Source organism: Streptomyces sp. NPDC048254 (genome assembly GCF_043201895.1).
Taxonomy (GTDB): Bacteria; Actinomycetota; Actinomycetes; order Streptomycetales; family Streptomycetaceae; genus Streptomyces.
Genome location: NZ_JBICZJ010000015.1, coordinates 86,765 through 103,600, shown reverse-complemented (window position 1 = coordinate 103,600; position 16,836 = coordinate 86,765). Strand labels below are relative to the sequence as shown.

Here is a 16,836-nt window from a genome sequence, read left to right as displayed (position 1 = left end):
CCGCACCGGCGAGCGAGGACCCGGTGCCGGTCCGGTGCGACGGGGGCGACGGCTTCAGCCGGCCTGCCGTCGCTCGGGTGCCGAGCGGTGGGTGAGCGGTGCGCGCAGGCCGAGGTGTTCGCGCAGTGTGCTGCCGCTGTACTCGGTGCGGTAGACCCCGCGTTCCTGCAGTTCCGGGACGAGCAGGTCGACGATGTCGTCGAGGCCGTCGGGGATGAGGTACGGCGTGACGTTGAAGCCGTCGACCGCGCCGTGCCGCACGAACCGGGCGAACTTGTCGGCCAGGCCGGACGGGGTGCCGACGTGCCCGCGCTGCGGGCCGAGCGCGATGACGGTCTCGCGCAGCGACCAGCCGTGCGCCGCCGCCTTCGCCCGCCATTCGGCCACCACCGTGCGCGGGTCGGCGAGGCGCCGGGCCCCGAAGGAGCCGTCGTTCTCGGCGGCGACCGGGTCCTCGGCGGGCAGCGGCCCGTCGGCGTCACGGTCGGACAGGTCGATGCCCCACAGCAGCCCGGCGATCCCCAGCGCCGTGGCGGGGGTGACCTGCTGGAGCCGGATCCAGCGCTTCTTCTCCTGGGCCTCCTCCTCGGTGGCGCCGATGATGATCTCGGTGCCAGGCAGGATCCGCAGGTCGTCGTCGGGCCGTCCGACCGCCCGCAGCCGGCGCCGGATGTCCTCCGCGAAGGCCAGCGCGTCGTCGTAGTCGTTGCCGTGTGCGGAGAAGATGACGTCGGCGTTGCGGGCGGCGAAGTCGCGTCCCTCGCCGGAGTCACCGGCCTGGAAGATGACCGGGTGTCCCTGGGCGCTGCGCGGCAGGGTGGGGGCGAGATCGACGTCGAACTGCGGTCCCCGGTGGCGCACTTGGCGTACGGCGCCGGGCACCGACCAGGCGGGTGCGGCCACGGAGCCGGCGACTGCCGCGTCGTCCCAGCCGTCCCACAGGGCGCGGGCCACGGTGAGGAACTCCTCGGCGCGCCGGTAGCGGTCGGCGTGGTCGAGATAGCCGCCGCGGCGGAAGTTGGCGCCGGTCCAGGCGTTGTCCGTGGTCACCACGTTCCAGCCGGCGCGGCCCTCGGAGAGGAGGTCGAGGCCGGAGAGGCGGCGGGCGAGGTCGGCGGGCTCGTTGTAGGTGGAGTTGGAGGTGGAGACCAGGCCGATCCGGCGGGTGACCGCGGCCAGCGCCGCGAGCTGGGTGACGGCGTCCGGCCGGCCGGCCACGTCGAGGTCGTGGATCCTGCCGTCGACCTCGCGCAGCCGGAGCCCCTCCCCGAGGAAGAACGCGTCGAACAGACCTCGTTCGGCGGTCTGGGCGACCTTCCGGAAGGAGGCGGGGTCGATCTGCGAGCCGCTGTCGGGTGCGGACCAGATGGTCCAGTGGTTGACGCCCTGGAAGAACACGCCGAAATGCAACTGGGCGTGCGGCCGGGGGACGTCGAGGGGGTCGGTGCGGGTCATCGGGTCTCCTCCTGGACGGCCGCGGCCGCGAAACGGTTGGCGGGGCGCTCCAGACCCAGGGTCGAGCGCAGGGACGTGCCGGGCAGCGGGCGGGCGACGAGGCGCCGTGCGGACAGGGCCGGCAGGACGAGGCGGGAGAGGACGGGCAGATCCTCATCCAGTACGAGGGGATGCAGCCGTACTCCGTGGACGTGCCGGCTCAACTCGTCGAGAACCGCCACCAGTCCGTCCGCCGAGCCGACGTGCCGCAGCCGCCCGCGGTCCTCCCACGGCGCATGGCGTTCCAGGTCGGCGACGCGCTCGGCGCCGGTCGCGTCCGGCGTGTCCAGCGCCACCTCGACCTCGGCGAAGACCCGGGGCGTACCGGCACCGGCAGCGGCCGCGGCGACCGACGCCGGGTCGCGGCCCTCGACCAGGGCGACGTCGAGCCGTGCGGCGGGCACCCGGTCCGCCCGGCCCAGGACGACGAGCTGCCCCTGCGGCGGGCGCGGCACGATCGCCGGGCCCTTGACGGCGTAGGTCTCCCCGGTGAAGTCGATGTAGTGCAGCCGGTCGCGGTCGAGGTAGCGGCTCGTGGCCACGGACCGGATGACCGCGTCGTCCTCCCACGAGTCCCACAGGGCGCGGGCCACCTCCACCCCGTCCCGGGACTCCCGGGCCCGCCCGGCCGCGTCGGCGACCAGGGGGCGCCCCCACACCCGGGCCGCCTCGGGGCGGCCCTCCTCCGTCACCACCCACCCGGCACGGCCGGCGGAGATGTGGTCCAGGGACGCCAACTGGCTGGAGACATGGAAGGGTTCGGCATACGTGACCGGGACGACGGGTGCGATCCCGATCGTGCTCGTGGACGCGGCGACGAACGCCGCCCGCTCCACCGCCCCGATACGGCCGACGGGATCCGGTGCGGCACCGGGCGGCAGCACCCCGTCGTCCAGGGTGATCAGGGTGAACCCGGCGTTCTCGGCCACGGCGGCGAGCCCGGCTACCCGGCGCGGGGTGAGCAGCTGGTCGGGTGAGTGGGCGGCGCGGCGCCAGGCCGCGGGGTGGGCGCCGTCGCCGTCGAGCTCGACGGCGAGGTGCAGGGCGGGGCCGGACAATGGACGTTCCTTCCGGGAAACAGGAAACTCGCGGCCTCGGGGCCACGACGGTGGAGCCGGGCGAGGCCACGGCGAAGGAGCCGGGCGGGGCCACGGCAAGCGGTCCGGCGGACGGGCCGGCAGCGGAACCGGCCGGACGGGCCGGAAGTGATCAGAGGTGGGCGGAAGGACAGACGGCGGAGCAGGTGCGGCAGTAGTCGACATGCCGGCGGACGATCAGCCGCACGCCGGAGCACACACCCTGCGGTGCCGCGCCGGATACGTGCATCAAGGGCCTCCACCCGTCAGAAACCGATCGGTTCACCGTACGTCGCCCGCCCCCGCGGGTGTCAAGGACGTGCGACCCGGTCCACACCCGCCGAGGCGTCGGCCGGTGTGGACCGATCCGTCAGCGCAGCGGGACCGTGGGCCAGTGCGGTCCGGTGGCCCGTTCCTCGGCGGCGCGCAGGATCCGTAGGACGTTGCGGCCGGTCAGGGCCTCCAGCTCGGGCCGGGAGGACCAGCCCCGGTCGGTGAGTTCGCGCAGCAGCACCGGATGGCCGGAGACGTCGGCGAGGCCGGTCAGTTGATGGTCCACCCCGTCGTAGTCGCCGCCGAGACCGATGTGGCCGAGCCAGCTCTTCAACCGGTCCTCGAGCGCCGCGCCGAAGGCCTCCGCATGCTCCTCGGCGACCTCCACCGGATCCCCGCCGGGGCGTGGTGCGCGCGGCCGGTTCCAGGTCACGGCGGGCAGACCGAGGCGTGCGCGTTCGTCCTGGAGCGCCCGGCCCGGGCGGCGACGTCGGCGGAGACGAAGTACGGCACGAAGGTGGAACTCGCCGCATCATGGAGCCCCGCCGGGAATGCGCCGGAGTTTTGTGAACAGCCGGGTCAGCAGTGCGGGGATACCTGGGATCCAGCCCCACTGTGGGGTTTGTTACCCGGCAGCCACGACCTGGCCGGCCGTGACCTGAGGAGGGTTGGGAAGCAGCGACGCGAGGTTGTCCCGTACGAAGTCCGCCGCCCTCCTGACCGACTCGTCGGCCCCGGCCTGGTCTTCGTAGATGCTGGTAGAGACCATCACTCCATCCCCGGCGTCAATCCAGTAGTAGGCCACGAAGCCGGGGACCTGGCGGAGGAGGGGGACGAATCCCTCGTCCACCAGGCGTCCTGCCTCGGCAGGATCCGTCACCCCTTCGTACCGCCGAACCACTGCGTACATGGCTGATCTCCTCGTGTATCCCAAGGCCACCTTGCTCGAAACGGCATACCCTTCAGCGCGTATCTCCCGTTCGTGGCAGGCCCGGAAGACGCTCGGACAGGCGCACGGGTCATCCGAACGGGGCATCTGCTGCGGGCGACCGACACGGGGCGTCACGGAACGCCGGTCAGAGCCTTGCCCTCCTGAGAAAGCCCCTCACGGCTTCGACGCCGCGGTCGCACCAGCCGCGCTGCGACCATTTCAGTCCTCGGCCGCGGCGGCGTTGTCCGTTTCCCTTGCCCATCGTCGGCTCCAGGCGTCCAACGGACTCAGCGCCTCGACAAGGTCCTGACCGAGTGGCGTGAGGTGGTAGCCGTCGCTGTGCAGGGTGAGCAGGCGGGCGCCGGTCACCGCAGGGATGGGCGGGGTCGGTTTACCCAGCCGGCCGCCGTCAATCAAATGGCTCGCGTCGGGTGTGTGATTTCTTGAGATGCAAGTGAGTAAATAGCCGTCCAATACAGTCAAGCCAGCACGTTCGGCGTACTTCCGGTGGCGTGCGGCGTCACAGTGAGATACCCATGTTCTATGGTCGAGCCCGATGGTGAGCACGCGCAGGGGAGGAGACTGACACTTGGTGAGCGATTCAAGAAACTGACCGAACGCAATCTGACTTTGGTTGTAATTCTCTACGTCAGTAGTGCCGTCACGGCAGTGAGTACTTTTATCACCGCATATGTCACCGGTGGGCACTGGTATCAGCAGCGCTTCAATTGGCAGGCTGGAGAGTACGCGAAGCTCGCCAGGCTTCACGCTGGTTACACACTTGATAAGTTCGAAGAACAGCTGGGTCGCCCGTCCATCCAGGTTGCGATTAACAAGACGAGCTTGGGGAGTCTGACTCAAAGCACTTTTCAACCTCGCAGCGAGTACTGGGTTGATGCCGTGACAGATCCCCACAACCTTGTGGTCGCATACGCTGTCACATCCTGCAGCTCGGACTTCAAGCCCTCCTTTACCTATTGGGATGGCCAACAGAACAGGACCGTTTCATTGAATGAGACGGGATTTTCATCAGTTTTTTCATCGGTCCGCGACGTGGGTACGGTGAAGGGGAACTATAGTGGGGCCATCGGTCCGAAGTACTATTTCGCGATCAAGCCATGGAATTCCATTTCCATTAATAGGTCCTATGCTTGGGGGGTCACAAACCTATGCCCATGGAAGGCCGTTAAACCGACCCACTCAAGTGAAATCTGGCTCAATTGGTTCAATCGGGAAATGCAGCGTTTGAATACTGGAGGAAACGCTATTACGGTGCGCGCCAACGAGGTCGATAAGTTGGGTCGGGATCTCATGTCCGAGTATGCTGTCAACACCTATGCTGAAACATCTCCTGCTGTAGATTTCGACGTCTATCCTGAGCAGATCGGCGCGAATCCCATGCTGATCCCCCCTCCTTTGTCAAAGTTGCCCTGGACCGGTCCCGCTGATTGATCGACTCCTGGCATGTCATGGCCTTGAAGGGGCAGCACACAGACCCATCGGTGGTCGACCTGGCCGGCTCGAAGCAGGGTGCCGGGGTAGCGGGCGGCGAGCCGGTAGACGGCGTCGATCCGCTCCAGCGTGGCCACCACCGCCGCGGGCTCGGGCAGCTTCGAGGAGACGTACACCGACCAGAACTGCGCGCCGAGCCCTTCGGCGCGCAGCCGGGGCAGGTCGGTGTGCAGCTCCGGGCGGCAGTCTTCGAGCCCCTCGACGCCGTAGCCGGCCCGCGTGCGCACCGCACCGGCAGGTCGTTGTGGCCGTCGAAGACAGGTGTACTGCCGAGTACTTCGTCGGCAGCCCTGCCGGCCACCGGCGGGCGGGATCAGCCCTGACACAGGCAGCTGGACACCAGCAACAGGTCGACATGGAGCCGGGAGCACAGCATCAGGGCTCTCGCTCGACGAGCGACAGGCCGCCGCCGGAGAGATCCGCAACGCGGCCGCGGTGATCCGCCTCGCCGAGCAGGACCCCGCCGGGGCCCGCCGCGAGCTGCGACCGGTCCTCGACGGCACCGCCCCCGTCGACTCCCTCCTCACTCCGACCGAGGCCCGGCTCCTGGACGCCCTCGCCTGCCGCGACCTGGGCGACGACCACGCGGCGGGAGAAGCCGTCGAACAGGCACTGAACCTCGCCGAGCCGGACCGGATGATCCTGCCCTTCGCGATGACCGGCGCCTGGGAGCTGCTGGGGGACCTGCCGCAGAAGACCTCGCACGCCGCGCTGGTCTCCGACATCCTCGACGCCGTCCGCGGCGACGGCCCGGCCGGGCCCGACCGGTCGGCTTCCGGGCCGGCCGAGGGGCTCAGCCCGAGCGAACTGCGCGTCCTGCGCTACCTGCCGACGAACCTCACCCGGCCCGAGATCGCCGCCGAACTGTCGCTCTCGCTCAACACCGTCAGCACCCACATTCGGCGGATCTACGCCAAGTTCGGCGCCGGGGACCGGTCCTCGGCGGTACAGCGCGGCCGTGACCTGCGGTTGCTGTCGAACGTCCGTTTCTGAGCGTCGTAGGATCACCGGATTCCGGTGACGCGGACTCACCTGACCGCTGACGACCATGAGCGCATGGGTGATGACCCCGTCCTGTACCAGATCCGGGTCGACGGCCACCTCGGCCCCACCCTGCTGACGGCGTTCCCGGCGTTGGTGCCGGAGCAGCAGGGCGCCGAAACCGTGCTCACCGGGCTGCTGCCGGACGCCGCGGCGCTCTTCGGCGTCCTCTCCGGGATCGAGGCCCTGGGCCTCGATCTCCTCGAAGTCCGCAGAGTCCGGCCCCGGCCCTGTCAGGACCTCTCGGACCGGCCCGGGCCGGACGATCAGAGTGCGACCGAACCACCCGCCACCGATGGGAGATGCTCCGTGAGCACCGAGCAGCAACAGACCCTCGACGCGATCCTGCGCCAGTCCGCCTTCCCCGTCGACAGTGATGTCAGCGAACAGCGGCGGCTGCTGCGCGAGTTGACGTCGGCGCAGCCGCTGCCCGCCGATGTGACCGCGAAGCCGAGCACCCTGGGCGGTGTCCCCACCACCGAGATCACGGTCGACGGAGTCGAACCTCGGCACGTCGTCCTGTACTTCCACGGCGGCGTCTACGTGCTCGGGGACGCCATCAGCGCCGCCGGCCTGGCCGCGGAGGTCGGCCGGCGGACCGGCGCCAGGGTCTTCTCCGTCGACTGCCGGCTCGCCCCCGAGCATCCGTATCCGGCGGCGGTGGACGACGCGCTGGCAGCCTACGAAGCCCTCCTGGGCGACGGCGTCGCCCCCTCGGACATCGTCCTCGCGGGCGAGTCCGCAGGCGGCGGACTCGTCATCGCCACCCTGGTCAACGCCCGCGACCACGGGCTGCCCCTGCCGGCCGCGGCCTACGTCATGTCACCGTACGTCGACCTCACCCTGGCCGGGACGACGATGGAAACCAAGCGTGCGGCCGACCCGCTGCTCAGCCGCGAACTCCTCGAACCCCGGGTCACCGACTACACGGCGGGACAAGACGCCGCACTGGCCCTGATCAGCCCCGTCTTCGCGGACCTCGCCGGCCTGCCGCCCCTGATCATCCAGGCGGGAACCAACGAGGTCCTCCTCGACGACGCCGTACGCCTCGCCCAGCAGGCCGCCACCGCGGACGTGGAGGTCACCCTGGACATCACCCCGCGCGTGCCGCACGTCTTCCAGGCCTACCAGCCGCTGCTCGACGAAGCGGGCGCCGCGCTGGACAGGGCCGGACAGTTCCTGACCGCACGACTCACGGGCACGGAGCGCGTCACCGGATAGCGGGAGACAACGGCACGTCCCCACGCCGGTCACCGGGCCCTGCCCAGGTGCCCGGGGCCGAGGCGCGGTCGGAGCCGCGGCGCAGGACCGTGTCGCCATTGCCCGGACCGCCGGTGTGCGCCTCGCCGTGGTCAGCCGGTGGACCTCTTCCGTAGCCGGCCGTGGTGTGCCCCCACCCGGGCCTTCGCCGCGTCCGCGAGGCCGGGCTGGAGGCGGCGGGCGGCGTCGACGTGGTCGTCGGTCCAGATGATCCGGACCGCCACCGGGGTGGCCCGGCCCTGACCGTCGCTGAGTTCGGTGCGGACGGACTCCACCAGCCGCGCGGCACCCTCGGGGCGCAGCGGGACCACGTCGGGGACGGGGGAGTGGTCGTCGAGGCTGGCCGCGAGCCCGTGGTACCAGCCGGTGACGAGGGCCGCCGACCCGAGGACGGCGGAGTGGGCGTCGGCCCGCACGGCCTGGACGCGCGCCAGGTCCTCACCCTGCCACAGGGAGACGACGGCGTCGGCGGCCAGGCGCAGCCCGACGACTCCCGAGACGAGGGTGGTCGTGCAGGCCAGCGACAGCGGTTTGGCGCCGCGTTCGGCCAGGAAGCTGCGGAACGCGTCGTCCAGACGGCGCGCGGAGGCCGCCGCCTCACGGCTCTGCGGATCCGGGTCGGCGGGGTGGCGGTGGCCGAGGGCGTAGTCGACGGCGCCGCCGAGGTAGCGGGCGCTGTCGTCGTACGCCTGGGCGAGTGCCTTGTGGACGGCGGCCTGGGCGCCGCGCGGCCAGAAGAACACGGCGACAACGATGCTGACCGCACACCCGAGCGCGATGTCCTGGACACGCAGCAGGGCGACATGCCAGTTGGGGTCGTGACCGATGTTGAACAGCACCACGAGCGTGACGGTGAACGCGGCCTGCCCGGCGGCGAAGGAGATGGCGGCGGGCGCGATGCCGGCGCACAGGATGGCCACCGGGAGCACGAACCACAGCGCGGTGCCGTGATGGCCGATCAGATGGAGCAGCCCGGCGCCGACGACGGAGCCCGCCACCGTGCCGAGGACGGCGCGGGCGGCGTTCTGCCCGGTGCTGAGCGCGTTGGAGCGCAGCACGGACAGGGTGCCCAGCAGGACCCAGAAGGAGTGCCCCACGCCGGTCACCCCGGCCAGGAACACGGCGATACCGAGGCCGACGCCGCCGCGCAGACTGTTGTGCAGCCACACCGAGTCGGCTCTGAGATGGGCGGCGGCCCGTTCCCAAGCGGAGGCCAGCGGTGCGGTCAGCGCGCCCGGGTCACGGCCGAGCAGCCGCTCGGGCCAGCTGCGCTGCCAGGCGGTGGCCGCCATGTCCACGTTCTCGGCGATCTGCAGCACGGCGAAGCCGAGCTCCTGGGCGCGGAAGGACACGTCGAGCGCGGCGATGAACCCGTAGATCTCCGCCGTGCTGTTCCCGCCCGGGTGTTCGGCGGGCACGCGGACGGTGGAACTGTGCTCCATCCCGGTCAGCGCCGCCCGCAGCTCCTCGGCGCGGGCCCGCAGCGGGCCGGTGTCGCCGGTCAGGTCCGTGAGCAGGTCGCAGGCCGCCTCCAGGACATGGGCGGCGGCACGGCGCACGCCGTGCGCGGCCGGATCACAGCCGGGGGGCTCGTCGGTGTAGTCGGACCGGTCCACGAGGACGGCGCACAGCCAGGTGAGTTCGTCGACCAGCCGGACCAGGGCACGGGAGGTCGCGGACAGGCCGGTGGGGCGATAAGGGGTGGCGTCGAAGGCGCCCCGCAGGTCCGCGCCGGTGCGGGAGGTGAGCTCCGCCGCCGCTCTGCACCGCTCGGCGAAGGGCACCGACCCGTCCGGGTCCGGCACGGCGGCGCGGGTGCGCAGATAACCAGCGGCGGCCCGGCAGACGGCGGCCGCCGGGGCGCTGAGCGGATCGGCGACGGGACGCGGCCACATCAGGGCGACGGCCGGCAGCGCCACCGCCGCCGCCAGACCCGCGCCGGCGAGGCGGTCGGGCAGCTGGGACAGCGATACCGGTGCGCTGACCGGCAGCACGAAGCCCAGCAGGAGCGCCGTCGAGCTGCCGGCCAGGACCGAGCTGACCACACCGCAGAACAGGACCACGAACCCGACCACGACCGTGGCCGCTACGGCCAGCCAGATCTCGGCTGCCGCCAGCGTCCCGACGCAGATCAGCACCAGCCACGCCACCGCGAGAGCCGCCTGCGCCCGCAGCCGCTCCACCATCGGGCCGGAGTAGTCGACCAGCAGCAGCATCGAGAACGTCCCGAACGCGGCGAAGCTCGCCATCGCCGGGTTGTGGAAGACCTCGCTGCTCAGGGCGAACAGGGCGGGCATCACCAGCGCGGTGCGCCCGGCCCGCCGGGTCGCCGCGAGGTCCGGGTCCCGGTCGCGCAACCACGTCACCCAGCGCGGTGCCCGCCCCGACATGTACACCTCCCGCCGGCCCAGGGCAGCCGGCCCCGCCGCCGCACCGCGCACACCACCCATATGCGGCCACCACCGGGTGGTCCGCAACATTTACCGCGACGGTACGACTCCCTGGGCGGACCGGCACCCCGCGGAGCGGATGTCCGCCCGATCCGAAGCCCGGCGCACCACGGCTGACGCGGCCCGGCTCACCGCACCGGGAAGCCGAACGCATACCCCTGTTCCCGGAGCCAGGGCAGCACCTCGCGCAGGGCGGCCACGGTCTCGGAGCGGTCGCCGCCGGCGTCGTGGAAGAGGATGGTCGGCCCGTTGGGCATCTCGTCCTTGACGGTGCCGACGATCGCGGACGTGCCAGGCCGTTCGAAGTCCTTCGAGTCGACGTTCCAGCCGAGCGGACGCATACCGTGGGAGGCGGCGAGCTTCCTGCTGTACGGGGTGAAGGCGCCGCCCGGGGCGCGGTAGTAGAGCGGCCGCACACCCCCCGACGCCTCGGTGATCATGCGTTCCGCGTCGAGGATCTGCCGGGACTGATAGGCCTCGGACTTCTTGTCCATGGTGACGTCGTGCGACACCGTGTGGTCGCACAGCCGGTGCCCGGCCGCCACCACCGCCCGCACCAGGTCCGGATGCGCCTGCGCCTGCGGGCCGATCATGCAGAACGTGGCCTTCACGCCGTACTCCTTGAGCACCTGGAGCACCCGCGGGGTCCAGACCGGGTCCGGGCCGTCGTCGATGGTGATGTTCACGCCCCGGGCGCCCCGGTCCGAGGCGTGCGCGATCTCCACCGACACCGCGGCCGCCTTCCGGCCGGCGCCGGGGGCCGCGGGGTGCGCCGAAGCCCCGGCACCCCCACTCCCGTCGACGGGACCGGACGGCGAGGTCCACAGCGAGGCGGCCACGGCCACCGCCGTGACCCCTATCGCCGCCGCGGCCACCTGGCCGTACCAACCTCGTCCGCCGCGCCGTGCCATCGTCCGCCCCGATCCTTGTCGTTCCGTTGATCTCGTGCACCCGTGCAGACGGAAGGCGGCGGGCACCGGATCCATCCGTTACCGATCACGGACAATTCCGCGAGAGAACTGCGACAGGCTTCCTGCGTGTCCTATAACGGCGGGCGGGGCGTTCGGTGTTGGCGGACCGGCACACGGTCATGGACGGAACAGGGGCGCGCTGTTGACGCACCGTTAATGCAACCGGGTTGTGCTACGCTTCCGCTCGTGAGTTCGATTCGTCCCCAGCGCGCCCGTAGTGCGGCGGCCAAGCAGCAGCGTGAGCGGGAGATCCTCGACGCCGCCCGATCGCTCGCCACCGGGCGCAGCGTGCGTGAGGTCACGCTGACCGACATCGCCGCCGCCGTCGGCATGCACAAATCCGCGATGCTGCGGTACTTCGAGACGCGGGAGCAGATCTTCCTGACGCTCACCGGCGAGGGCTGGCAGGAGTGGTCGGCGGCGCTGCGCGCGCGGCTGGCCGAGCTCACCGGCGCCGGCCACGACGAGATCGCGGCGGCCGTCGCCCGCTCGCTCGTGGCACGGCCGTTCTTCTGCGACCTGCTCGCCCAGGCGCCGCTGAACCTGGAGCGCAACGTGTCGCTCGACTCCGCCTACGAGTTCAAGACGATCGCGCTCGCCGAGGTCGCCTCGATCACCACCGTGCTGCGCGGCCTGCTCGGGATCGGCGAGGGTGCGGCCGTGGACGTGGTCGCCACGGCCACGGGCATGGCCGGGGCGCTCTGGCAGATGGCCGCACCCGGCACCGGTCTCCGTGAACTCTACGAAAGCCACCCCGAGTTGGCGCACGCGGTGGTCGACGTCGAACCCCGGCTGACCCGTATCCTGACCGCCTTGCTGAACGGCGTACGCCCGACCGCCGCGGAGTCCTGAGCCACCGGTCCCGGGCGTGCTGCCCCGTATCGCCAGAGCCGTCCCCGCCCGCCGGCTGCCCCATGCCGGCGGGCACCCCGTTCGGCGGGTCACAGGGACTGTTTCATGATCCAGTCACGGATTCCGGGGATGGAGTAGGCGATCTGCCAGGTGCCCATGTGCGCACTCGTGGCGCCGGTGGTGCCGGTGACCGTGCCCGTCTGGAAGGTCGCGTAGTTCACGGGCGCCCGCTGCTTCTCCAGGTTGCGTACGTCCGCCGCGAACTGCCCGGCCGTGGAGCCCGCGTCCCATACCGCCGTGCCGACCTTGGTTCCCTCCGCCTGGATGACGGAGGTGATGGCGTTCTCGCCGGGGAAGGCCTTGTCGTCGTCCTGCGAGACGACGATCCACAGCTTCTTCTCCGCCAGCGGCGCGGCCTGGCCGTCCGGCCACTGCCCGGCGACGATGTAGGCGGCCGCGAACAGGTCCGGGTAGCGGATGTTCAGCCCGAGCGACAGCATCGCGCCCATCGACTGCCCGGTGGTGTACCGCCGCTTCGTGTCGATGCTGTACTGCTCCGACACCGCCTCGACGAGATGCACGGTGGTCTCGAAGAGCGAGGTCGGCTGGTAGGTGTCGTCGATGACGACCTCGCCGTACTCGGGTGCCAGCACGAACGACTCGTGCCGGGCCTGGGCCTCGGGGCTCGCCCAGCACACCGCGCCGAGCCCCTGGACCAGGGGGCCGACGGTGTCCACGTTGACGACACTGGCGTCGTGCATGAACAGCACCAACGGGTACTTCCTGCGCGGGTCGTAGCCCTTGGGCGTGAAGAGGTTGTACTTCAGCGACCTGCCGGTCTCCGGGTCGTCGAAGGTGAACTGCTCGAAGTCGTCGACGATCGGGTTCACCACCGCACTCGTGGCCACCGCCGTGCCGCTCGGCGCGTAGGACCTGCCGTGGGTCGTGGTGACCGTGCCGGTCTGGGTGACGGTCGCCTTCGCGGGGACGATGGGGCCGCCGGGGGTCGTGTCGCCGGCCGTCGGACCGCCGGCGCCCGGGCCGCCGGGGCCGCCCGACCCGCTGGGGGCCGGGCTGCTCGACGCGCCGACCGCGTCCTTGCCCCACAGCAGGGCCGCCCGGTCGTCGGGGGAGAGCTCCACGATGACATGGCGGCCGTCCCTGCCCCGCTCGGCGAGCGCGGCGGAGGTGTTGGCGTAGACCCTCGTGACCGTGCGGTCGGTGACCGCGAACGCCGAGGCCGAGAGCGAGGAGCCGGCTATGGGGGTCGTACTCGACCGCCACCGCGATGAGCTTCTGCCCTACGCCGTAGACCCTGGTGATCGCGGTGGCGCCGACGATGTGCCCGGCCTCGGACACCGGATCCGCCGGTTCCGGGGAGGCGGCCGCGACGGCGGTGCCGCCGAGTGCGGCCACGGTGCCGATCCCGGCGGAGCCGGCGATGAGCGTGCGCCTGGTTACCAAGACAAACTCCTTCATCGGTGGGGGTACGAAGGTGCGGGTACGACGGTGGGGTCAGCCGCGCGGTGAGCGCCGTCGGGCGGCGCCAAAATTACTCCCCTCCGGCTGAAACCAATTGACCGCACGAATTAGACCCCTCGGTATATGGCGAGAAAACGCGGATCGAGCGGGTGGTCGAGCGGGCGCCGGAAACAAGAACACACATTGCTGTGCCGGCGCGCCGTGAGCGTCGCATCGAGGTGAGAGACCGTCAACAGAGGTGACACGAGATCTAAGATTGCACGCGGCGAAAACATCTCATCGGCCCTGCTCGACGGCGGGCGCGAATTTCCTGTCGATTTCCTTAGAATCCCGGAATGCGTGCGGAATATCGGCCGAAGGACTCTGGGAGTACATTCAAAGCGGGGAACACAACAGTCGGAGGCCCTCGGTGCGAGGACCTCCGACGGTGGGGCGAGGTCGGGCCGGACGGCACCGTCGGCTCAGGCGGTCCCCTCGACCTCGTGGACCAGCTCGATCGCCCTGCCCAGGGTGGTGAGCCGGTCCTCCAGGGTCACCCCGGCCGGATAGAGACGGACCGTGTCGACGCCGGCGTCGCGCCAGACGGCCAGCCGCTCGCGCACCATGGCCTCCGTGCCGATCAGCGTCGTAGCGAGCACCATCTCGTCGGTCACCAGGGCGGCCGCGCCGTCCCGGTCGCCGGCCTGCCAGCGCTCGTGGACCTCGGCGGCGACCTCGGCCCAGCCCTGGCGGCTGTAGGCGCCGTTGTAGAAGTTGGTGGACGCCGACCCCATGCCGCCCAGGCTGAAGGCGAGTTCCTTCTTGCGGCCGGCGACCATCGCGCCGAGCGCCTCCTCGTCGGGCGCGAAGGCGACCTCGGCGCCCTGGCAGACGTCCAGTTCGGCGCGGGTACGACCGCTGCGGGCCAGGCCCTCGTCGAGGTGGGCGAAGTAGGCGTCAGCCGCACCCTCGGGCACGAAGCTGGTGCCCAGCCAGCCGTCGGCGACCTCACCGGTCAGCCGCAGCATGGCCGGGGACAGGGCGGCGAGATAGATCGGGATCTCGTGCTCGGCGCGCATGGACAGCCGCATCGCAACGGCCTCGCCGCCGGGCAGCGGGACGTTGAACTCGGCGCCGGAGTAGGCGAGTCGGCCGCCGTCGAGCACCCGCCGTACGATCTCCACCGTCTCGCGCATACGCCGCAGCGGCCGGGCGAAGGGCACGCCGTGCAATCCCTCGATCACCTGCGGGCCGGAGGCACCGAGGCCGAGCAGGAAGCGCCCGCCGGACAGGTTGGAGAGGGTGATGGCCGTCTGGGCCACGGCTGTCGGCGTCCGGGTGCCCAGTTGCATGACACCGGAGCCGAGCAGCATCCGGTCGGTGAGCGCCGCGTAGTAGCCGAGCGCGGAGGGCGCGTCGGAGCCCCAGGCCTCGGCGACCCAGCAGATGTCCAGGCCCAGCTTCTCCGCCTCGACGACGAAGTCGCCCGTCTGGGACCAGTGTTCGCCGCCCGAGGCCTCGATCGTGGTGGCCGTCCGCATCACGCCTCCGCCCGCTGCTTGATCTGCGCGAGGGTGGCGGTGATGTTGCGCTCGAACTCCCGCAGCCGTACGAACACGATCTTCTGTTCCTTGTCGGGCATCCGGTCGATCGCCACCGACAGCCCCGAACGCCCCGGTCCCAGCTGCATCCACTGCGACAGTTCGGTCCCGCCCTTGTCGGAGCGCAGCCGGAACCGCCAGACCGCGGAGGGCTCGGCGGGGTCCTGCACGGCCCAGGCGAGCACCGACGACGGTTCGCACTCGATCACGTGGGACGTGGTCTCCCACCTGCCGAACGCCTCGTGCTCGCTGCGGCCGACGAACCTGGCACCCACCGCCGGCCCGGCCGCGCCGTCCAGCCAGGCGACGGACCGGAGTTCCTCGCTCATGTCCGGCATCAGTTCGATGTCGCTGACCAGGGCCCACACCTTCTCCGGTGGGGCGTCGATCCAGGTCCGCACCTCGACCGTGGGTTTGTCCGCGTAGCGTGCGCCCGTCCACTCCAAGGTCGTCGGCCTCCTCGCCGTCAAGGGTCTGACCTTCAGAGTTGCTTCATGAGACTCTGCCTGTCAAGGGGGAGCGCCGTGCTCAGTCGGTGCCGAACCGCCGCCGTACGTCCGGCCGCTGCCTGAGCCGCTCGGGATAGCCGGGCCCCATCCGCATCGAGGTCTCCTCGGCCCGCAACGGTGTCCGGCACTGGGCGCAGACCACCTCCGCCGTGGTGTCGTGGTCGCACGCGTCGTGATGGAACACCACGGGCACCCCCCGCTCCCCGGCCAGCCAGCGGTCGCCCCACGCGGACATCGCGGCGAGCACCGCGAACAGGTCCCGCCCCTTCTCCGTGAGGACGTAGTCGTAGCGCGGTGGCTCGGCCTCGTACAGCCGCTTCTCCAGGATCCGCTCGTCGACCAGATGACGCAGCCGGTCGGTCAACGTGTTGCGGGCGATGCCCAGTTCCTGCTGGAACTCGTCGAAGCGACGGATCCCGTAGAACGCCTCCCGCACCACCAGCGGCGTCCAGTGGTCACCCAGCAGATCGACGGTCCGTGCGATGGAGCACGGCCACTTGGCGAACGACGTCCGTTTCATGTCCTTACGATAACGAGTCTCATGAAAAAACTCAGCTGACGATGACGGCGATGATGTGGGGGATCGGCTTGCCGACGACCGACCGCGTCCGGGCCGCGTGGACAGCGATGCCCCGTGCGCTTTGACTGGTCATGACGGGTTTCCTGCGGTGAGACGAGGTGTCCGACCATGAAGATCGAGGGATCGGTCGCGGTGGTGACCGGAGCGAACCGGGGGATCGGGCTGGCGTTCTCGCGTGCGCTGCTGGCCCGGGGCGCGTCCAAGGTGTACGCGGGCGTCCGCCGGCCCGAGGACTTCACCGAGCCGGGAATGGAACCGTTGCGCCTCGACGTCACCGACCACGACCAGGTCGCGGCCGCCGCACGGACGGTGTCCGACGCGACCATCGTGATCAACAACGCGGGCATCCAGGGTGGGCCGCCCCTGCTGGAGAACGGCTCCCTGGACGGGGCCCGGCGGGAGCTGGAGGTGAACTATCTCGGCACCTGGGCCGTCTCCCGCGCCTTCGCGCCGGTCCTCGCGGCCAACGGCGGCGGAGCCCTGGTGAACATGCTGTCCGTGGCCTCCTGGCGGGCGAACAGCCGGTTCCCCAGCTACGCGGCGTCGAAGTCCGCTCAGTGGTCGCTGACCAACGCGCTGCGCCTGGCCCTGCGGGACCAGGGGACCCTGGTCGTCGGTGTGCACGTCGGCTATGTGGAGACCGATGCCACCGCGGGGATCGCCGGCCCGAAGATCGACCCGGCCGAAGTGGCGGCGCAGACCATGGACGCCATCGCCCGTGACGAGCCCGAAGTGCTGGTCGACGAGACAACCCGAAAGGTGCGCGCCGCCCTGTCCGGGCCGCTCGATCTCATCTACGGCACCGCCTGATCGTGCGACGGTGGA

Annotated in this window: 17 protein-coding genes; 5 read left to right on the top strand and 12 right to left on the bottom strand. The window is 70.9% G+C overall.

The genetic code is table 11. From position 1 onward, the window contains the following. Nucleotides 1-54 precede the first annotated feature (54 nt). From ACGFZQ_RS34975 to ACGFZQ_RS34955, 5 genes are all read right to left on the bottom strand, one after another. Nucleotides 55-1,455: an NtaA/DmoA family FMN-dependent monooxygenase gene (locus ACGFZQ_RS34975; protein WP_393843726.1), complete on the bottom strand. Its 1,401-nt coding sequence runs from the start codon at nucleotides 1,453-1,455 to the stop codon at nucleotides 55-57. Beyond that, nucleotides 1,452-2,552, bottom strand: coding sequence for an LLM class flavin-dependent oxidoreductase (locus ACGFZQ_RS34970; protein WP_393843725.1), 1,101 nt, complete (start codon nucleotides 2,550-2,552; stop codon nucleotides 1,452-1,454). Before ACGFZQ_RS34970 ends, ACGFZQ_RS34975 begins: the two co-directional genes overlap by 4 nt. Nucleotides 2,553-2,940: 388 nt before the next feature. Further along, complete coding sequence (locus tag ACGFZQ_RS34965; protein ID WP_393843724.1) at nucleotides 2,941-3,276, bottom strand: membrane dipeptidase; 336 nt, start codon at nucleotides 3,274-3,276, stop codon at nucleotides 2,941-2,943. A gap of 192 nt (nucleotides 3,277-3,468) precedes the next feature. Beyond that, nucleotides 3,469-3,753, bottom strand: a complete 285-nt coding sequence (locus tag ACGFZQ_RS34960) for a hypothetical protein (protein ID WP_351734590.1) — start codon at nucleotides 3,751-3,753, stop codon at nucleotides 3,469-3,471. 240 nt (nucleotides 3,754-3,993) lie between these two features. After that, on the bottom strand, nucleotides 3,994-4,143 hold the full coding sequence (locus ACGFZQ_RS34955) for a hypothetical protein (RefSeq protein ID WP_393843723.1): 150 nt from the start codon (nucleotides 4,141-4,143) through the stop codon (nucleotides 3,994-3,996). A 174-nt stretch (nucleotides 4,144-4,317) separates the two neighbouring features. Here ACGFZQ_RS34955 and ACGFZQ_RS34950 point away from each other — a divergent pair, with 174 nt between their 5' ends. Further along, on the top strand, nucleotides 4,318-5,226 hold the full coding sequence (locus ACGFZQ_RS34950; RefSeq protein WP_393843722.1) for an ETEC_3214 domain-containing protein: 909 nt from the start codon (nucleotides 4,318-4,320) through the stop codon (nucleotides 5,224-5,226). On the opposite strand, the gene ACGFZQ_RS34945 is transcribed toward ACGFZQ_RS34950, so the two are convergent. Continuing rightward, on the bottom strand, nucleotides 5,145-5,513 hold the full coding sequence (locus ACGFZQ_RS34945) for a membrane dipeptidase (protein WP_393843721.1): 369 nt from the start codon (nucleotides 5,511-5,513) through the stop codon (nucleotides 5,145-5,147). The genes ACGFZQ_RS34950 and ACGFZQ_RS34945 overlap by 82 nt on opposite strands. Before the next feature lie 208 nt (nucleotides 5,514-5,721). Between ACGFZQ_RS34945 and ACGFZQ_RS34940 the strand changes: the two genes are divergently transcribed. Together ACGFZQ_RS34940 and ACGFZQ_RS34935 are read left to right on the top strand one after the other, a co-directional pair. Then, entirely contained in the window at nucleotides 5,722-6,279 is a 558-nt protein-coding gene (locus ACGFZQ_RS34940) for a response regulator transcription factor (protein WP_393843720.1), read from the top strand. 63 nt (nucleotides 6,280-6,342) lie between these two features. Further along, nucleotides 6,343-7,548, top strand: coding sequence for an alpha/beta hydrolase (locus tag ACGFZQ_RS34935; protein ID WP_393843719.1), 1,206 nt, complete (start codon nucleotides 6,343-6,345; stop codon nucleotides 7,546-7,548). Between the two features lie 131 nt (nucleotides 7,549-7,679). Here the strand turns inward: ACGFZQ_RS34935 and ACGFZQ_RS34930 are convergent, their stop codons facing one another. Continuing rightward, nucleotides 7,680-9,977: an FUSC family protein gene (locus tag ACGFZQ_RS34930; RefSeq protein WP_393843718.1), complete on the bottom strand. Its 2,298-nt coding sequence runs from the start codon at nucleotides 9,975-9,977 to the stop codon at nucleotides 7,680-7,682. A 188-nt stretch (nucleotides 9,978-10,165) separates the two neighbouring features. Next, nucleotides 10,166-10,948, bottom strand: coding sequence for a polysaccharide deacetylase family protein (locus ACGFZQ_RS34925; protein WP_393843717.1), 783 nt, complete (start codon nucleotides 10,946-10,948; stop codon nucleotides 10,166-10,168). 246 nt (nucleotides 10,949-11,194) lie between these two features. On the opposite strand from ACGFZQ_RS34925, the gene ACGFZQ_RS34920 reads away from it, so the two are divergent. Continuing rightward, nucleotides 11,195-11,860 (top strand): TetR family transcriptional regulator, encoded by a 666-nt coding sequence (locus tag ACGFZQ_RS34920; RefSeq protein WP_393843716.1) that lies wholly within the window; start codon nucleotides 11,195-11,197, stop codon nucleotides 11,858-11,860. A gap of 89 nt (nucleotides 11,861-11,949) precedes the next feature. Here the strand turns inward: ACGFZQ_RS34920 and ACGFZQ_RS34915 are convergent, their stop codons facing one another. From ACGFZQ_RS34915 to ACGFZQ_RS34900, 4 genes are all read right to left on the bottom strand, one after another. Further along, entirely contained in the window at nucleotides 11,950-13,122 is a 1,173-nt protein-coding gene (locus ACGFZQ_RS34915; protein ID WP_393843851.1) for an alpha/beta hydrolase-fold protein, read from the bottom strand. A 681-nt stretch (nucleotides 13,123-13,803) separates the two neighbouring features. Next, the gene (locus ACGFZQ_RS34910) at nucleotides 13,804-14,862 is read right to left on the bottom strand and encodes an LLM class flavin-dependent oxidoreductase (RefSeq protein ID WP_393843715.1); all 1,059 of its coding nucleotides are present in this window, start codon (nucleotides 14,860-14,862) and stop codon (nucleotides 13,804-13,806) included. After that, complete coding sequence (locus ACGFZQ_RS34905; protein ID WP_393843714.1) at nucleotides 14,862-15,368, bottom strand: SRPBCC family protein; 507 nt, start codon at nucleotides 15,366-15,368, stop codon at nucleotides 14,862-14,864. The genes ACGFZQ_RS34910 and ACGFZQ_RS34905 overlap by 1 nt, the downstream gene beginning before the upstream one ends. A gap of 82 nt (nucleotides 15,369-15,450) precedes the next feature. Continuing rightward, a complete protein-coding gene (locus tag ACGFZQ_RS34900; RefSeq protein ID WP_351734619.1) occupies nucleotides 15,451-15,951 on the bottom strand; it encodes a helix-turn-helix domain-containing protein in 501 nt (166 codons plus the stop codon). Between the two features lie 168 nt (nucleotides 15,952-16,119). Here ACGFZQ_RS34900 and ACGFZQ_RS34895 point away from each other — a divergent pair, with 168 nt between their 5' ends. Beyond that, the gene (locus tag ACGFZQ_RS34895; protein ID WP_351734621.1) at nucleotides 16,120-16,821 is read left to right on the top strand and encodes an SDR family oxidoreductase; all 702 of its coding nucleotides are present in this window, start codon (nucleotides 16,120-16,122) and stop codon (nucleotides 16,819-16,821) included. Nucleotides 16,822-16,836: the final 15 nt, after the last annotated feature.

Bases quoted from the DNA above. Each gene is read 5' to 3' on its own strand.
- ACGFZQ_RS34925 (WP_393843717.1), bottom strand. From the start codon at position 10,948: ATGGCACGGCGCGGCGGACGAGGTTGGTACGGCCAGGTGGCCGCGGCG.
- ACGFZQ_RS34910 (WP_393843715.1), bottom strand. From the start codon at position 14,862: ATGCGGACGGCCACCACGATCGAGGCCTCGGGCGGCGAACACTGGTCC.
- ACGFZQ_RS34935 (WP_393843719.1), top strand. From the start codon at position 6,343: ATGGGTGATGACCCCGTCCTGTACCAGATCCGGGTCGACGGCCACCTC.
- ACGFZQ_RS34930 (WP_393843718.1), bottom strand. From the start codon at position 9,977: ATGTCGGGGCGGGCACCGCGCTGGGTGACGTGGTTGCGCGACCGGGAC.
- ACGFZQ_RS34900 (WP_351734619.1), bottom strand. From the start codon at position 15,951: ATGAAACGGACGTCGTTCGCCAAGTGGCCGTGCTCCATCGCACGGACC.
- ACGFZQ_RS34960 (WP_351734590.1), bottom strand. From the start codon at position 3,753: ATGTACGCAGTGGTTCGGCGGTACGAAGGGGTGACGGATCCTGCCGAG.
- ACGFZQ_RS34895 (WP_351734621.1), top strand. From the start codon at position 16,120: ATGAAGATCGAGGGATCGGTCGCGGTGGTGACCGGAGCGAACCGGGGG.
- ACGFZQ_RS34950 (WP_393843722.1), top strand. From the start codon at position 4,318: ATGGTCGAGCCCGATGGTGAGCACGCGCAGGGGAGGAGACTGACACTT.
- ACGFZQ_RS34975 (WP_393843726.1), bottom strand. From the start codon at position 1,455: ATGACCCGCACCGACCCCCTCGACGTCCCCCGGCCGCACGCCCAGTTG.